We start from the raw sequence: 15,578 nt of genomic DNA, 5'->3' as shown, positions 1-15,578 counted from the left end.
AGCCTGTCAAAATTGTTCAGCGAATGCTTTTGCAGCGCAGCAAAAATGCAGAAGCGGAACTTTAAGCAAATAGCTTTTAGAAGTCCCCCTGTCAAGGATTGCAACGGCATCCTTTTCATGGAAAAGATATAGTGAAAAGCCTGGCCAAAGGGACAGCCAAAGAGTAGCCCTTTATTTTTATCAAACTATACGTCTAACGTATACCATTAATCATTTAACTCGAAAATGACACCAAAAAAATCCCCTCACAACACTGTAAGGGGATCTTGATTTAAAGTTAGCTACTTCGAATGTTAATCAATTCCAAATTTTAAGCGATAGTCCGGATCGGTCGTATGCCCATAATAAAAAATGGGGTTAACTTCCTGTTTTGTGAAGCCTATGAAACCGGCGACCCTGGGTAGCGTGATCTCAACTTTAGAGTACCTTTGAGGCTTTGCGGAGTTAGTTGGGTAATCAAATACAACGCTTATCGCTGCACCGGTATCCGTTGTTCTGATATCAATGTCGGATATCCAATCCATTTCGCCGATATTGTTGCCAAACATCTTAAATTCCGCTGCACGTTCTTCTACCAATGACCTTGCCGCCTCATGAAATCCGGGCCATATCTTACCAGAAAATAGTTCATCGTTTACAATAGGCGCGTAAATTCATTCAGCTAGGATGTGGCCGGGCGGAAGTCCTGGTGGCAGATCTGCTAATTCTTTAAGGCGTTGATCAATTAATAGGATCGACGGGTTAAGGACAAGAATATCCGCATTGTTCAGGTTACTGACCGGACATTGTTGATCTGCAAGTAACGCTGCGTGGGAACGATAGCCGAAATAAGCTGCTACCAGTTCGTGAGCATGCGTTGGTTTAAGCTTAACACCGTAATTGTTTTGGGTAAATGCGCAAAGCGTCTGCGCAAATCTTAGTGATCTCAAGTTTCATAGCAACTTTTGTTAATAGCAGCTTGACTTTTAAGTTGTCGGGAGTGTTTAAAGACAACCCTGCCAGCGGTTTAACAAAAATTTGCAGTTGATTAGTCTTGTTTATTGTATCTATTGCCTTGCCTTTCAGTCACTCACAACTGAGGAGCTTGCTTCCGACGATGAAGGTAATGACCATATATAAAAAAACAAAATACAAGCGTTGCAGAACAGATTTAGATGAGAAAATAAGCTTTTGATCAGCTATTACTTGCCAGCTTAACCAGCTGTTCAGCAACAGCTTGTAATAAGGCAACATCAGTGGACGTGTTGGCTGAAAGCTGATCTGCTAATGCCCTATAACCACCTTCTTCGTCCGGTTCAAAGACGAAAGTATCCTCACCGATAAGCACGACGATGCGATGGGTATAACCCCACCGCTCAAAACGTGCTTTCAATTCATATTCCGTACCGAGATAATTTACTAAAATGTTAAATGGCTCGTTCATTTTAAAACTTGATCTTAGCAGGATCAGTGATGATGATCTCCGGTTTACCTTTGTAATCGATCACTTCGCCTTCGACGGTGATGACCTTACCTTCGATCTGGCTGCTCAGATCCTTTGCCTTTCCCTTTAAAGCGATGGTCAGTAACTGGTTGGGATAAGCAGCGCCGAGATTGACCAGCGTCATACTGCCAATATCACGGCTACTTAACACTTTTCCGCTGACTACAATGTTCTTACCGGTATAGGTCTTGATCTCTTCCAATTTTACCGTGACGGGCGATGTAACTGATGATGGAGCTGCCACCTGAGCCACGGTTGTTTTCACCTTTTGACCTGCTAACAGACGGTTCAGTTCTCCGGCCAGGCGGATCCCGGCCTGATCGATCCGCTTGCGTACCACTGGTATGTATTTCTGGTAATAAACATCATCGATATTTTGTCCCGGTTTGGCATTGGCATATAATTCGGTAGTGATCTGATAACTTTCCCAAAGCCATTCAATGGGACCGTCACTTTGCCACTTTTTAATTTCAGCAGGTGTTGCTGCGTCATAAGTTCTGACGATATCCTCCTGGCTTAATCCTTCCTTATCGATCAGCTTGCTATCCCAAAGGCTATGCAGGTTGGTGCCTTTGTTGTCGAAACGCAGCTGGATAGTATTACCTCCTTTATCCTCTTTACGGCTGACATGCATTGGCTGATGCGCATCGCCTACCAGGTGGATCAGGTATTTCATCGCCTCGTTCTTGGCTTCAGCGGATGCATTCGCATCTTTCAGCGTTGCTTCGGTTTTCAGAATGGCTGTATAGACATTGTTATCGCTTTCCTGAACCGCTTTAACGAAAGCATCCCTTGTAAGCCCTAAAGGCAGATTGATATAGTGCCAGGGTGCGGTCTTCGGGTCACGGTTCTCATCCGCCCAAGTGCTCACATCTTCCATTTGCTCTCCTTTGAGATAGGCGGACGCCACATAGGCGACGCTTGCGTTCAAATGCTTTTGGGCGATAGTGGCAACAGCGCGATGCCCTTTAAATCCCCAGGATATCAACCCGAATGCGGCCAAAGCCATTCCCACGCTTAAAATAGTTCGTTTTTTCATATAAGTTATTCCGGTTGCAAGATCGCGATCCCTGATGGGTCTATCCAAAAGTTTGCGTTAAGCGCTTGCCACCCTTTTGTTAATATTATTATTATAAATAAAGTGCTAATTGTTCCACTTTGGAAAACGATCGCAGCCGCCTGACAGCGTTCGCCTCCTGGTCGTAATAAACCTCGACATAAAAAGTGCCGAGGCTGTAGCATTGTATCCTGCACCCATTGTCCAGCCGGTCACCCAAAAAAGTACCTGTCCAGACCGCTTCGTATTGCTCGGCCTCGCTCATGCGCATAAAGTCATATAACGTGATCACCATGACAAAAATAAGGATTAGGAACCTATGGTTGGATGCAGTTCTCTGCGTTTCAGTCGTTCCGCAGCGCCTTTGACCGCAAAGTGTTCAAAGCCTCGCATCATACTGAGCGCGTCCAGATCGTCTCCATAACCGGATCGCCGAAGTTTAGCGATCACAGCATGGTCGTCCAGCTGAAGGTCGAGGCGTTCCAGTGTTCCATCAGTGATCGCCTTTTTCAGGATCTCTGCCATATGCTGGTTAGCAAAAAGATACTCAGGTTTTTTAAAATACTCGTCATTCAGCTTTTTAAACTGCCTGCTGATCCAGCGTGCAGCAGTCTCACTGGACAGGACCATACGCCCGCCCTCAACGGTCAGTTCTGTCAAAAAGTGATTAATGTCCGCCTGGCTGATCATCTCTGCGTGAAACAGATCGCGCAGCGTATAATCCACGCGGTCCGCGCAAAGGTCCGGCAAAGGCTGTTCGAGCAAGGTGTATCTTTTAAAGTCTGTTAATGCCTGATCGTAACCGTGTTTGGCAAGGATCAGTGGTATATCTGAAGTACTGATCACTTCAGCAAATATTTGCTCATGGTAATCCTCGCCGGAGTATCCAAAGACCTGATCACCAACGTGTGAGAACGCGGTATGAGAAACATCGTGTAACAAAGCCGCGATCTGCTCTTCGATGCTGCCGCCAAAATGACGAACCAACCAGTATACGCCCAGTGAATGCTCGTAACGGGTGTGCCGTTGAGCGGGATCGACCAAAAAGATCGCGCCGCCCTGATGGACAGCCTTTAAGCGCTGCATAGGTGCTGATACAATCAGCTCCTCCAGTACGCCGTCTACCTCCCAGCTTCCGTAAATTATGTCTTCGAGTATCATAGTCCTTTATTTTACGACCCGCAAGGTCAGGTTAATTCTTGGCCCCATCGGCCTCGTAGATTTAGCGATCCGGTGCTCCCAGTACTCCTGCAGTCCCGCTTTCATTAGTAAAAACGAACCGTGCTCCAGTTTGACTGAATACTGTTCTTTATGATCTGCCTTGTTACGAATATCAAAACTCCGTACCTGACCGAAAGAAACTGATGCAATGATCGGATTCTTGCCCAAAATATCTTCTTTATCACTATGCCAGGCTACTGAATCATTCCCATCGCGATAGTAGTTCAACAGCACGCTGTTGAACTGAACTCCTGCGAGCGGCTCAACCAAACTTTTGATCATCAGCAGATCCGGTGTCCAGGTTAACGGGACGGTCTTTTTTAGCAATTGGTAGTCATAAGCCTTAGGATCACCGTACCATGCGGTCAGCCGTGGCGGGACCACTTCCCTGGTGTACATTATCCGGACCTGCTGTTTCCAGGGTGTCTCTTTGATAAATTTTTCCAACAACTGCTGTCCGGTGAACGGATCGATCAATTTTGGAAAATACTCCAGGTATTCTACAGGTAACCCTTTACTTTGCCCGGCTTCGGCAAACAATGCCAGTTGTTCCATATCATTTCCTTTCTGCAAGACCCATGATCAGTTTAGCAACCTGTTCCTGCTGGTCTATCGTTAGTTCGCTCCCGTCATAGATCCAATAACCTTCCACGTCAAACAAAATCCTGCCCAGATCCGATGGATAGACCTCGAAAGCGGTAAAAAGCAAATAACACTGCGCTGCCGGACCATCCGGATCCGGCAGTATGCGGATCACATCGCTGCTTCCGTCCTGATGTTTAAGCCAGGCCTTCATTTCTATGGTCAGTAACTGTAACATATGCATTGATTGGCTAAAATCCTGTCTTTAGCTGATCTGCATACCAACTTACAGGAGTATTAAATTACTAATAATATTAGCAAATATAAGAAACCTTTCTATAATTTTGAGGCTCTTAAATCAAAAATATATTATGTTAAGGTTAAGGAAGCACCGTGCGAAGCGGGATGTGCTGGGTTTCAGGCTGCCCATGCTCACGCATGAAGAACCCGAACTGGATGTATCGGAAATTATCGTCATGGATCCCGATAACACCTTTTACATGCGGATGGGAAGCGAGGCAATGAGCAGCTACCATGTCTTACCCAACCATGTCCTGGTCATCGATCGTACCCTGAAACCTGTACCAGGCAGCATCGTGGTCTTCTTCCATGAAGGTGATTTCTACACCCGTGAGTACGCACCGAAAGAAAACCAACTGGTGCTCAAAGCAGATCGACCTGAAAACGACATCATCATTGATCGTTCAGAACGCTGGCAATGCTGGGGCGTGGTTATGCTTACCCTTAACCCGGTGCTTCAGCCGCAACATCGTATAGGGAGGTATGTTCGTGTTTGCGCATGTTGACATCAACAACTGCTATGTCAGTTGCGAGCGGCTTTTCCGGCCCGAACTGAAAGGCTGCGTGGTCGTTGTACTAAGCAATAACGATGGTTGTGTGATTGCCCGGAGCAACGAAGCCAAGGCGCTGGGCATCAAGATGGCGGACGCTGAATTCATGGTTCGTAGGGTTTTGGAACAACACAACGCGGTGATCTTTAGCAGCAATTATCCGCTTTATGCTGATATGAGTGCCCGGCTGATGAATAACCTTGCACGATACACTTATACCTTAATGGTGTACAGCATAGACGAAGCCTTTATGGCGCTGGGAGATATTGTAGGAATTGACCTGGAGCAGCACACGGCAGCGATCAGCGCTAATGTCGTTACGCACACGGGCCTACCGATTACCATAGGCGTCGGGCCGACCTTATCCCTGGCCAAACTGGCGAACAAAGCGGCCAAAAAACAGAAAAAAGCATATCTCGTACTGGATACAGAAGCAAAGATCAGCCGGGTGGTAAAAGACTTTCCGATAGAAGATGTATGGGGAGTGGGCCTGCAGTATTACAACAAACTTACGGAATTAGGTATCCGGACGGCGCATGATTTCCGTGAACTTAAAGCTGATCTAGTCCGCCAGCAAATGACCGTTCAGGGCTGGCGGTTGCACCAGGAACTATGGGGCATTCCCTGCAATGTGATCAAAGATGTAGCTGAGCGCTCCAAAGTCATTGAAAGCAGCCAGAGTTTCAATACCTACCAAACTGAACTCGCAGCGATCGAGGAAGCCGCCGCCATGCATGCGGCAACCGTGGCTTTGAAACTGCGCCAGCAAAAGAGCATGGCCCTGACGCTTACCGTTTACCTGCGTACGAACAAACATAACCCCAAACATGACCAGCATTCCCCCAGCATCACGGTGAAAGTACCGTTTGCTGCGAACAGCACCCACCAGCTAACGCCGATTGCCGTGCAGGCCATCCGTGCGATCTGGCAACCCGGTTATAATTATTTAAAAACGGGGATACGTGCCACCGGTATTATACCAGAAGGCGAAGTGCAGTATAACCTCTTCGCGGGTTACGAACATAGCCGAGAGCAAAAACTTTCCGGCCTGCTGGATGAACTCAATGCCCGGTACGGCCGTGGAACCGTGCGCTTAGCGGCTGATAGCTTTGAGCGGAAATGGGCCATGAAACAGGAGTTTTTAAGCAAGCAGTATACAACCAATTGGCAAGATATTGTTGTTACTAAGTAGAAACAGCTATTCAATCTATTCCGCTTAAATAATAATAATTCAATCACTTGGTTACTAAACAAAATTGGCTTTGACATTATTTAGAATCTATGGCAAAGATATTCATAACAGGATCAGCCGATGGACTCGGAGAATTGGCGGCTAAACAACTGGTAAAAGATGGACATGACGTTGTGCTTCATGCCCGTGATGCGCACCGTGCAAAACAGGCGCTCGCTGCTGTACGCGGCGCTAAAAAGGTATTAACCGGTGATCTTTCTGTTATAGCAGAGGTCAAAGCTTTGGCAGAACAGGCCAATGCCCTGGGTCATTTTGACGCTGTAATCCATAACGCAGGCGTTTACCAGACTGATGCGCAAAAGCTACTGGCTGTTAATACGCTGGCGCCATTTATTTTAACCTGCCTGATGCATCGACCCAAGCGCCTGATCTACCTAAGTTCCGGGATGCACTTGTCAGGAGATCCGCACTGGACCGATCGTCCTTCTTATTCAGACACAAAACTCCATGTACTGATGCTGGCCAAAGCGATCGCACGCCACTGGCCGGACGTTTATGCGAACGTTGTGGACCCGGGTTGGGTACCCACTAAAATGGGTGGCTCCGGTGCACCGGATAATCTGACAAAAGGCTTTGAGACGCAGGTTTGGCTTGCGGTCAGTAACGATGCACGGGCATTGGTAAGTGGAGCCTATTTCCATCATCAAAAAGAATCACGCTCCCATCAATCCGCGGATGTGCGAAACTTACAGGAGCAACTGATCGCCGAATGTGAAAGAGTGACAGGAGTTGACTTTACCTAATTCACAATTAGTTTGTGAATTACTAAAATAATTAGTATTTTGTTCGTTTAAAGGGTATGTGCGGACACGTAGAAATAGGCGAACAAAAAGACATTGAAATCATCACCCGTGATGGCGGTTCATATAAGCCCAAAAATGATAGTACCGGGAATCCCGGCTCGATGCTGCCCGTAGTTACCGACGCGATGCCGGGGAAGGTGCAGCAGTTCCGCTGGGGGTTGATGTCATTGGATGATGACCGTTTGCACAGCAAGAATAAACATGCACGGGTGGAGTCGCTTTTCCTGGTCCCCTTGTGGAAAGAACTTATCGGACGCCATCATTGCGTTGTTCGTATTCAGGCTTTTTTTGAATACAATCCGGAGCATCAAAAAACATACAAGATAGAGCGCACAGATGGTCAGCCGTTTTATATTGCCGGGCTATGGGATATCTGGATGGATGTGAAAACTAATATACTGATCCCTAATTTTGTAATGATCACTCTGCCGCCGGTAGAGGCGATTGCGGCTGTGCACGACCGGATGCCTGCTATTTTGAAGCGCAGCGACGTAAAGACCTGGATCAACAGCAACCTCAGCGGCACAGACAGAGTGAATTTTCTGAGAAATAACCCTTGCCCTTCCGGAAATTTAAAGATCACGATACACAAGGATCACAAGTAATATTTCCGTGCACCGATTACGATCGCGGCAGTAAAAATGAAAAATCCGGGACTTAGTTCAGAACCTGGCATTGCTGATTATCATTATTCCAACGCCTAAATGTCCTAAAATTCTTTGCTATGATCCTTTCTCAATACAAGCATAATTTAAAAGGGTCATCAACTTATAACTTCGTTTTCAGCTATCCATTTTCTGTTTCTATCCCGAATCAAAATACAGGAACAGTGAACGATTGTCCCATTTGTTTTCGCAACAGCAAAAAGGTCATAAGCATTTCACAAATCCCAACATTACATGGCCGACCGCAATTTTGGTATGAAAGGAGAAAAAGTGCTGAATTGGGACTGATGCTAACCTGGGAGTTGATAAAAGCAAACAATGGAAGTCTCGGGTTTGACTGCGTGGATGGTACCGAAAAGTCTTTCTAAATTTGTCCTGTCGCTTGCACTTTAACTATTCCTAACAAAATACTATCTTAACAGACAATGAGTATTTTACAACCTTTCAATGCTTTATCATGAAAAAATTCAGTCTGATACTGATTTCCGTATACCTCATCGCCGGATTCCTATGGCTGGTTACCGGATCATGGATGATCAATGAATTAAAGCTTAATGCAACGGCTAACCTGCAATATCTTTATGATCTTAAGAACCTGTTTTTTCTGGTCGTCAGCATTATTAGCATCGTATTGATCATCAATAACCGCTATAGCCGGTTGCTGTTAAAAGAACAGGTGCTGAACAGGCAGCTTGCGACCCGAGAGCAGGAACTTGAAAAGGGGATGATGGATTATGAGCTCGTCAACAAAGCTACTAACGATGTGATCTGGGATTATGATATTGCAAAAGATGAACTAAAGTGGCTGCACGGATACCGGGAACTCTTCGGTTACGAGGACGGGATTACTATAAAGGCCAAGTTTTGGAATATGCAAAAGATCCACCCCGATGACCGCGATGAGGTCATTACAATGTTCGAGAAATTATTGACAGGAAAGCATTTAAAATGGTCAATGGAATACCGTTATCGGTGCAAGGATGGGCATTATAAGTATGTCTCAGACCGTGGCTATCTGATAATGAATGGACAACAGAAACCGGTCAGGATGTTAGGTGCTATGCAAGATATTGATAAGGCAAAAACCTACAGCCTGTTACTTGAGACTCAAAACAGCAAACTGAAAGAAATAGCCTGGCTGAACTCACACGAAATCAGGCGTCCACTGTGTAATATAAACGGCCTTATACCATTGGTCAAAGCCAGTAAAGATGAACCGGAAGAACTCGTTACATTGATCGAACTCTTGGAAACATCGGCTACTGAACTGGATGAAACAGTCAATAGAATTAACGATTTCGCTCAATGATACCTACAAATGTATATAACACTGCTAAAAATTATTTCACAGGAGGCCTGCTTGCGGTCCCAAACACCTTGCTCACAAGGTAATAACAGATGCTGGTTATCAGATTGATATAAAGCTGCCTTTTTTACCTTCATTGTTGATTTAGTTCAGTACCTACGGAAAGGTCGTATGATTGAGCGCCGCTGTCCTTTTGATGTAATAACGCGTTTGGTAACCGGTCGATATTAGGATATTTTTAGGATGATCAAATGATATTGGCTTTAGCTCTACCTCAAATTCAACCATCAGCATACAACTTATTTCCCAATATCCTTGAAACCCTTTACAGCGCATATGAAGGAAGAATGCACAAACGTTTGTGGAAAGTTTCCAAGCATAATCCCGTTTTGTAAATCAAACTCTTCGCTGAAATATCCCACATCATTGGCGCATCCTTGTACAGCCTTTAGTATGGATCCAGCTTTGTCGTAATTTCCAGCCAGCGCATAATGGTGCGCCATCCAGCAGCTAGCCGCAAGAAAAACGCCCTCATTCGCTGAGTTAAACTCCAGCAGGTGACGGCGATAGAGGTCGCCTTCACTGTAACGTTGCTCGATATTGGCTATTGTTCTTTGCAGACAAGGATTATCCGGCTGATCAAAACCAAAGGGTGCAAAAAGGGCGCAGGCGATATCCACATCCTCCGAACCTGCATGGACAGCATATGCACCATCACTGGTCAGGCAGTTTTCTTGAATGAAATTCCTGATGAGTACCGCGTTATACAGCCAGCGTTCAGCCGTTTCCTGATCTGTCTGGTATGGCGCCATCACTTCGAGTGCGCGGGCAGCCAATGCCTTGCTGGAGGTATAATGCTGCAGTTGTTCTTCTTCCCATATCCCGTTGTCTTTCCGCTCCCAGTTCCTGCAAATGTAATCTGCTATGGCTTCCACCGTTTCCCACTCCGGGCGCTCTTCTAATTTGTTATATATAGCACCACAGGCCAGCAGGATACTCGCTTCGGCATCCAACTGAAATTGATCAGCGGCTGTGTTTCCTTCCATCAGCGGATGACTGTCTTTGTACCCGGCTAATGGCAATTCCCTTACATCTTTTCTGATGGATCCATCAATGCCATAAAAACAGGAAACATGTGACTGTCTGTTCTTCCGCATAGCCCCTGAAACAAAGGACATAAAGGCGCGCTCCACCTGTCCGTCCGTTTGAAGTCCTACCAGCGAAGAGGTGATCAGCGCTGCATCGCGCATCCAAACAAAACGATAATCATAATTGCGCTTACCCCCTATTACCTCAGGCAAGCCGGTAGTCGGCGCAGCAACTATCCCGCCCGTAGGCTCGTAGACCAATTGCTGCAAGGCACGTAAAGAGTTTCGCACTTCACTTTCAAATGGACCGTTATAATCAATATGTTTCTCCATTTCTTTCCAACTCATGAAGGTTGAATGCCACGCGTCGTTTAAAAGGTTTTCATCAAATTTTTCAGTGTCGATCAAGGCGATCCACGAGGTGTCACCACTCAGGATCTGATAGCAGACCCTGTCACCTGAAAGCCGCAGCGGATGTGAACTATGCAGCCAAAGGCCCTCCTTTGGAAAATGGATCACATGATCAGATAAACAGACCGGCTTTGACGTTTCCAATCCATAATCTCCTGCCAGTCTGATTTCACCGGTCAAACTTTCCGGTGCTTCGGAAACTTTTCGGCATATACCCCGGACAGACGCACCGGTTGGCATAAAGTCAGTTAGTTCAAGTTGTTTACCCCGAATATCGAAACGGGTATGCAAAATACTGCTACGACCGGCGAATGACCGTTCGGTAAATTTCATTTCCGGGCATTCCAGGCGCCAGTATCCACCGAGATCGCTATCGATGAGTGCGGAAAAGACTGCCGCCCGATCAAACGCGCCGGGACAATACCAGCCGATGGTACCATCTTTGTCCAGGAGGGCACAAGTGTGGCGGTCACTGATGACAGCCAATGAGGATATATCGGGTTGCTTCAAGTTACTAATGGCTAGAATAAAAAACGGGCAGCAGCTGCTGCCCGTCAAAATTTAAGATAAACAGCTTTTTACGGATGACCGTTACCACCTGCGGCACCATACACCTGACCGGTCGCATAGCTTGCGTCGGCATCAGCTAACTGTACAAAGATCGATGCCAGTTCTGCCGGTTGACCCGGACGGCCTAACGGTGTAACCGAACCAAACTTCTCGATAGCGTCCTGGGGCTGTCCGCCACTCACTTGTAAGGGCGTCCATACCGGTCCAGGGGCCACGCCATTCACCCGGATGCCTTTTGCACCCAATTGCTTGGCCAATGATTTCACATAAGCAACATTAGCCGCCTTGGTCTGGGCGTAATCAAAGAGGTTTTCGGATGGATCATAAGCCTGTACAGAAGTCGTCGCTATAATAGCTGATCCTTCTGGCAAATGCGGCAGGGCAGCTTTGGTGATCCAGAACGGCGCATATATATTGGTCTTGATGGTCGCATCGAAACCGTCTTCGGTGATATCCAAAATGGAGTCGATTGCCTGCTGACGTCCTGCATTGTTCACCAAAATATCCAGTCCCCCCAATTGCGCTACGGCTGATGCCACCAGGGTCTTGCAAAATTCCGGATCCGTGATATCACCCGGAATAGCGTAACCTTTTTGACCTGCCGCCTCGATCAGGGCAATGACCTCATCTGCATCGGCCTGCTCTTCTGGGAGGTAATTGATGGCCACGTCAGCACCTTCACGTGCATAGGCAATAGCCGCCGCGCGACCGATACCCGAATCACCTCCGGTGATCAATGCTTTGCGGCCTTGTAACCTGCCCGAGCCTTTATAGCTTTTTTCACCGTGATCCGGTAGCGGGTTCATTTTTGAGGCCAGGCCGGGAGCCTCCTGTGGTTGTCGTTCAAACGGAGGGGCCGGGTATTTACCTGCCGGGTTCTCCAGTTTTTTTTGCGTTGTTTCTGACATGTTTTTCTTTATAGATAATTGTTGATGTTTTATGGCAACAGGTTTTATCGGCAATTGTTGGATGGGTATTTTCAAAATCCATCTTCTCCCCTAACCCAAGTGCTTTAATAAGGAAGCTAACCATACGGGATCTTCCAGTTGAAAAAGATGACCTATACCGGATGTCCAGGTCACGTTCGTACCAACCGGCAGGTTGGGGATCGTATCTTCCCTTGTCATTTTCTCGTTGATCGCAGGATCGTCCGATGATACGATCAGTTCAATAGGTATACCGATCAGTTTTGTATGATCTGCTATTGATTCGTTCATGCCTTGTTCGATCCACCATTTCCAAGTAGATCCGTCTGCTGCGAGTTGCGTCTCAACAGCTGTTTGTAAGCGGTCGCCGGAAAGTTGCCTGACGGTGCCGTTATGCACGGTGTTCATCGCCTCCTTGCGATCCGGATGGTTGAGCATGCGTTGCTTTTCCTGATCAGGCATTCGCTCTAGCGTAGGTGGAGAGGGGGCCAACAGTACCAACCGCTTCACCTGACCTGTCTTACCCTGCTCATAGGCTACTTCCATGGCTATTTTTCCGCCCATGGAATGACCGATCAACAGGCAATCTCTGCCGCTAAGCTCCCGCCGCAGATAGCCGGTTACACGATCTGCCATTGACCGGATCGAAAGGTCGCTTAAAGGTGCAGACGCGCCGAAACCAGGAAGATCGATCGCATGGCATTCATACTCATCTTCCAGTTCTTTGATCAGCCATCTCCAGCTTACTGCAGCTCCACCGAAATAATGCAGAAAGACAAGGACCGGCTTGGCCGGTCCTTGCGGAACGTTTTCAGTTGCGATCATACTGCTATCAGAATGCCGATTCTACTGCACCGCCGTCCACCCGGTAATTGCTTCCGTTAACATAGCTGCACAGGTCTGAAGAAAGGAATGCAATGACGGCAGCGACCTCCTCCGGCTTACCCCGACGGCCAACTGCAATGTGCGGACGCTTGTTAGCCAGGAACCATTTTACCGCTTCATCACGATCGGTACCCCTTTCTTTGGCAAGTTCATCCATCATCGCATTGGTCATCGGTGACTCTACATAAGCTGGCGATACGCAATTGAACAGCAAGCCATCGTTGGAATAAGCACGGGACAAACACTTACTTAAGTTTATGATGCCAGCCTTGCATGCGTTGTAAGGACTTTCTTCTTCGTAAGGCTGGTAGGCATTTTCTGAAGCGACTAAAACCACTCTTCCCCAGCCATTGGCCTCTAGTTGCGGAATGAACGCCCTGCATAAGCGCACTGCACCCATCAGGTCGGTATTGATGGTCTTCATCCAGTCCTCATCGGTCAACGTTAAAAAGTCGCCGGCAGCTCCTCTGGCCCCGGCGCAGTTGATCAGGATGTGCGCACCACCAAATTTGCTCTTCACCTGATCGGCAAGTCCGATCACGCTTTCGTTCCTGTCCTGATCGCATGCCAACGCCAGCACATCGATCTCGGGAAATTGTTGTTTGAGTTTTTCAGCAGCTTCGTTCACACTGGCTTGTTCTTTATCGGCTAAAACGATAATGGCTCCCTCAGCCGCCAGTAATTGGGCCGTGGCAAAGCCAATACCCGAATCGCCGCCGGTAATGACAGCGACCTTTTTTTGAATGTTGAATTTCATAAGTAAAAATTAGATAGCAACTCAACTGTAGCTACAGCACCATTGTTTGACCGTTTTCAGCCGGATATCCTTCCGCAAGCTAGGTCTGCTATAAATTACAACCTTTGGCTATGAAATTTTGGATCAGGTGTAGCGAAGCGGTGGATTTTAACTGCAATATGCTATCTATAAAACAAAACTTTAAATTCTTTCTTAGTAATAAACCGGATTAGATGTCATAACAGCTATAAGCTAAAGGGCGGTGAAGGTTTAATTAGAAAAAAGTGGACAAAGAAGAGATCAAGATTCTGGACTTTCATCGGATTCTATTCGGACAGGAGCCTGCGCTTTTCCTGATCGAAGTCCTCGTTCGCACTTTGTTGACCTACGTCATCCTGCTTTTAGTAGTAAGATGGTTAGGGAAGCGCATGAGCGGTCAGCTATCGATACTGGAAATGGCCGTCATGCTTACCTTAGGAGCAATTGTTTCGGTCGGCATGCAGATCCCTGATCGCGGGGTGGCCCTAAGTGCCGCGGTACTTACGTTCATCTTAGTTTTCCAGCGTGGGTTGGCCTGGCTTGGCTTTAAGAACCGGAAAGTTGAAAATCTCACACATGGAACACTGGACATTCTGGTCGTTGACGGCATCATGCAGTTAGAGGCCATGCAGCGATGCAGCATTTCCAGGCAGCAGTTGTTCGCTTACCTGCGGAGCAAGAATGTAACCAACCTGGGTGCCGTACGGCGGGTGTACCTTGAAGCAAGCGGGCTATTCAGCATCTATGAATTAACTGAACCCAAAGCAGGGCTACCGCTGTTCCCCCCCATCGACAAGAAAGTTTTGAAAAGACGATTAGACGTTAAATTAGTTTCCTGCACGCATTGCGGACTGACCTGTGATAGACAGCCTGAACAGCCGCATTGCGCGGACTGCGAATCAACGGAATGGACCACTGCAATTACCGAACGATGAAAAGCGAAATCAATTTAAACGAATGGCAGCGTATCCTGATCGGCGAGGTTCCGTCCGGATTCTTCTTAGAACTATTTATCCGCGCCGTGATCTGCTACCTGATCCTGGTCTGCTCCATGCGGGTGATGGGCAAGCGGATGTCCTCCCAGCTTAGCCGTAACGAACTGGCAGCGCTGGTCTCCCTGGCGGCCACGATAGGTGTTCCGCTCATGGCGCCTGACCGTGGCGTGCTGCCGGCCCTTATCATCGCGCTTACCGTTGTTTCTACTCAGCGCGTCATAGCCAGATGGGCCTTCGGCAACCAGAATTTTGAGCGCATCTCCCAGGGCAATGTCAGTATACTGGTATGTGACGGCGTAATTGACGTCAAAGAAATGGAGCGGACCGGGTTATCGCAGGAAAGGTTGTTCGCAGAACTCCGCTGTAACGCGATCCTGCACCTGGGCGAAGTGGAAAGACTTTACATTGAAGCCAATGGCGCATTCACACTGGTCAAAGCGAAAGATATCGTGAATGGGTTATCGGTTATCCCTATCCAGGACGAGCGGTTCCTGGACGCGTGTGAATTCAACGGGCAGCATCAGGTCTGCGCTTTCTGCGGAGAAAAGCCAGCACAGGAAAGCGCAGCAGGTGCCTGCAGCAATTGTGGCCGGGAGGAATGGAAACCCGCTATGGCCGGATGACCTGTGAGGTGAAATTACCGATTGGTTGATATCTAATACCAAGATCCCATACCCTACCCAGGTCAATGTATCCATGAGTTGATGT

The 15,578-nt window shown here is 47.4% G+C and carries 19 protein-coding genes; 7 read left to right on the top strand and 12 right to left on the bottom strand.

Annotation, left to right across the window (positions count from 1 at the left end):
* Window positions 1–293: 293 nt before the first annotated feature.
* The 8 genes from AC3WJC_RS04620 to AC3WJC_RS04585 form a co-directional block, all read right to left on the bottom strand.
* On the bottom strand, window positions 294–578 hold the full coding sequence (locus tag AC3WJC_RS04620; protein ID WP_492397898.1) for a hypothetical protein: 285 nt from the start codon (window positions 576–578) through the stop codon (window positions 294–296).
* 75 nt (window positions 579–653) lie between these two features.
* Complete coding sequence (locus AC3WJC_RS04615; protein ID WP_492397897.1) at window positions 654–929, bottom strand: hypothetical protein; 276 nt, start codon at window positions 927–929, stop codon at window positions 654–656.
* A 245-nt stretch (window positions 930–1,174) separates the two neighbouring features.
* Window positions 1,175–1,423, bottom strand: coding sequence for a hypothetical protein (locus AC3WJC_RS04610; protein ID WP_492397896.1), 249 nt, complete (start codon window positions 1,421–1,423; stop codon window positions 1,175–1,177).
* Window position 1,424: 1 nt separating this feature from the next.
* Window positions 1,425–2,522 (bottom strand): S1/P1 nuclease, encoded by a 1,098-nt coding sequence (locus AC3WJC_RS04605; RefSeq protein ID WP_492397895.1) that lies wholly within the window; start codon window positions 2,520–2,522, stop codon window positions 1,425–1,427.
* 91 nt (window positions 2,523–2,613) lie between these two features.
* A complete protein-coding gene (locus tag AC3WJC_RS04600) occupies window positions 2,614–2,835 on the bottom strand; it encodes a hypothetical protein (protein WP_492397894.1) in 222 nt (73 codons plus the stop codon).
* Between the two features lie 14 nt (window positions 2,836–2,849).
* Window positions 2,850–3,701: an HD domain-containing protein gene (locus AC3WJC_RS04595; protein WP_492397893.1), complete on the bottom strand. Its 852-nt coding sequence runs from the start codon at window positions 3,699–3,701 to the stop codon at window positions 2,850–2,852.
* Between the two features lie 6 nt (window positions 3,702–3,707).
* Complete coding sequence (locus AC3WJC_RS04590; RefSeq protein ID WP_492397892.1) at window positions 3,708–4,316, bottom strand: alpha-ketoglutarate-dependent dioxygenase AlkB family protein; 609 nt, start codon at window positions 4,314–4,316, stop codon at window positions 3,708–3,710.
* Window position 4,317: 1 nt separating this feature from the next.
* Window positions 4,318–4,581 (bottom strand): hypothetical protein, encoded by a 264-nt coding sequence (locus tag AC3WJC_RS04585; RefSeq protein ID WP_492397891.1) that lies wholly within the window; start codon window positions 4,579–4,581, stop codon window positions 4,318–4,320.
* Between the two features lie 190 nt (window positions 4,582–4,771).
* Here AC3WJC_RS04585 and AC3WJC_RS04580 point away from each other — a divergent pair, with 190 nt between their 5' ends.
* The 5 genes from AC3WJC_RS04580 (at window position 4,772) to AC3WJC_RS04560 (ending at window position 9,223) form a co-directional block, all read left to right on the top strand.
* The gene (locus AC3WJC_RS04580) at window positions 4,772–5,149 is read left to right on the top strand and encodes a LexA family protein (RefSeq protein ID WP_492397890.1); all 378 of its coding nucleotides are present in this window, start codon (window positions 4,772–4,774) and stop codon (window positions 5,147–5,149) included.
* Window positions 5,127–6,386 (top strand): Y-family DNA polymerase, encoded by a 1,260-nt coding sequence (locus AC3WJC_RS04575; RefSeq protein WP_492397889.1) that lies wholly within the window; start codon window positions 5,127–5,129, stop codon window positions 6,384–6,386. The genes AC3WJC_RS04580 and AC3WJC_RS04575 overlap by 23 nt, the downstream gene beginning before the upstream one ends.
* 89 nt (window positions 6,387–6,475) lie before the next feature.
* Complete coding sequence (locus tag AC3WJC_RS04570; RefSeq protein ID WP_492397888.1) at window positions 6,476–7,189, top strand: SDR family NAD(P)-dependent oxidoreductase; 714 nt, start codon at window positions 6,476–6,478, stop codon at window positions 7,187–7,189.
* A 56-nt stretch (window positions 7,190–7,245) separates the two neighbouring features.
* Complete coding sequence (locus tag AC3WJC_RS04565; protein WP_492397887.1) at window positions 7,246–7,854, top strand: SOS response-associated peptidase family protein; 609 nt, start codon at window positions 7,246–7,248, stop codon at window positions 7,852–7,854.
* A 517-nt stretch (window positions 7,855–8,371) separates the two neighbouring features.
* A complete protein-coding gene (locus AC3WJC_RS04560) occupies window positions 8,372–9,223 on the top strand; it encodes a PAS domain-containing protein (protein WP_492397886.1) in 852 nt (283 codons plus the stop codon).
* Between the two features lie 296 nt (window positions 9,224–9,519).
* Here AC3WJC_RS04560 and AC3WJC_RS04555 read toward each other — a convergent pair whose 3' ends face one another.
* The 4 genes from AC3WJC_RS04555 to AC3WJC_RS04540 form a co-directional block, all read right to left on the bottom strand.
* Window positions 9,520–11,229 carry a glycoside hydrolase family 15 protein gene (locus AC3WJC_RS04555; RefSeq protein WP_492397885.1) on the bottom strand — a complete coding sequence of 570 codons (1,710 nt, stop codon included), beginning with the start codon at window positions 11,227–11,229 and terminating at the stop codon, window positions 9,520–9,522.
* 68 nt (window positions 11,230–11,297) lie between these two features.
* Window positions 11,298–12,197, bottom strand: a complete 900-nt coding sequence (locus AC3WJC_RS04550) for an SDR family oxidoreductase (protein WP_492397884.1) — start codon at window positions 12,195–12,197, stop codon at window positions 11,298–11,300.
* A gap of 90 nt (window positions 12,198–12,287) precedes the next feature.
* Window positions 12,288–13,040, bottom strand: a complete 753-nt coding sequence (locus tag AC3WJC_RS04545) for an alpha/beta fold hydrolase (RefSeq protein WP_492397883.1) — start codon at window positions 13,038–13,040, stop codon at window positions 12,288–12,290.
* A 7-nt stretch (window positions 13,041–13,047) separates the two neighbouring features.
* The gene (locus AC3WJC_RS04540) at window positions 13,048–13,857 is read right to left on the bottom strand and encodes an SDR family NAD(P)-dependent oxidoreductase (RefSeq protein WP_492397882.1); all 810 of its coding nucleotides are present in this window, start codon (window positions 13,855–13,857) and stop codon (window positions 13,048–13,050) included.
* Between the two features lie 263 nt (window positions 13,858–14,120).
* Here AC3WJC_RS04540 and AC3WJC_RS04535 point away from each other — a divergent pair, with 263 nt between their 5' ends.
* Window positions 14,121–14,810: a DUF421 domain-containing protein gene (locus tag AC3WJC_RS04535; RefSeq protein WP_492397881.1), complete on the top strand. Its 690-nt coding sequence runs from the start codon at window positions 14,121–14,123 to the stop codon at window positions 14,808–14,810.
* The gene (locus AC3WJC_RS04530) at window positions 14,807–15,493 is read left to right on the top strand and encodes a DUF421 domain-containing protein (protein ID WP_492397880.1); all 687 of its coding nucleotides are present in this window, start codon (window positions 14,807–14,809) and stop codon (window positions 15,491–15,493) included. The genes AC3WJC_RS04535 and AC3WJC_RS04530 overlap by 4 nt, the downstream gene beginning before the upstream one ends.
* Window positions 15,494–15,578: the final 85 nt, after the last annotated feature.

The sequence above is a fragment of the Mucilaginibacter sp. FW306-07-L genome (assembly GCF_058782065.1).
This window is presented reverse-complemented; position numbering and strand designations above follow the sequence as displayed.

Coding starts and splice junctions, on each gene's coding strand:
- AC3WJC_RS04610 (WP_492397896.1), bottom strand. CDS start 1,423: ATGAACGAGCCATTTAACATTTTAGTAAATTATCTCGGTACGGAATAT.
- AC3WJC_RS04605 (WP_492397895.1), bottom strand. CDS start 2,522: ATGAAAAAACGAACTATTTTAAGCGTGGGAATGGCTTTGGCCGCATTC.
- AC3WJC_RS04600 (WP_492397894.1), bottom strand. CDS start 2,835: ATGGTGATCACGTTATATGACTTTATGCGCATGAGCGAGGCCGAGCAA.
- AC3WJC_RS04595 (WP_492397893.1), bottom strand. CDS start 3,701: ATGATACTCGAAGACATAATTTACGGAAGCTGGGAGGTAGACGGCGTA.
- AC3WJC_RS04590 (WP_492397892.1), bottom strand. CDS start 4,316: ATGGAACAACTGGCATTGTTTGCCGAAGCCGGGCAAAGTAAAGGGTTA.
- AC3WJC_RS04585 (WP_492397891.1), bottom strand. CDS start 4,581: ATGTTACAGTTACTGACCATAGAAATGAAGGCCTGGCTTAAACATCAG.
- AC3WJC_RS04580 (WP_492397890.1), top strand. CDS start 4,772: ATGCTCACGCATGAAGAACCCGAACTGGATGTATCGGAAATTATCGTC.
- AC3WJC_RS04575 (WP_492397889.1), top strand. CDS start 5,127: ATGTTCGTGTTTGCGCATGTTGACATCAACAACTGCTATGTCAGTTGC.
- AC3WJC_RS04570 (WP_492397888.1), top strand. CDS start 6,476: ATGGCAAAGATATTCATAACAGGATCAGCCGATGGACTCGGAGAATTG.
- AC3WJC_RS04565 (WP_492397887.1), top strand. CDS start 7,246: ATGTGCGGACACGTAGAAATAGGCGAACAAAAAGACATTGAAATCATC.
- AC3WJC_RS04560 (WP_492397886.1), top strand. CDS start 8,372: ATGAAAAAATTCAGTCTGATACTGATTTCCGTATACCTCATCGCCGGA.
- AC3WJC_RS04550 (WP_492397884.1), bottom strand. CDS start 12,197: ATGTCAGAAACAACGCAAAAAAAACTGGAGAACCCGGCAGGTAAATAC.
- AC3WJC_RS04545 (WP_492397883.1), bottom strand. CDS start 13,040: ATGATCGCAACTGAAAACGTTCCGCAAGGACCGGCCAAGCCGGTCCTT.
- AC3WJC_RS04540 (WP_492397882.1), bottom strand. CDS start 13,857: ATGAAATTCAACATTCAAAAAAAGGTCGCTGTCATTACCGGCGGCGAT.
- AC3WJC_RS04530 (WP_492397880.1), top strand. CDS start 14,807: ATGAAAAGCGAAATCAATTTAAACGAATGGCAGCGTATCCTGATCGGC.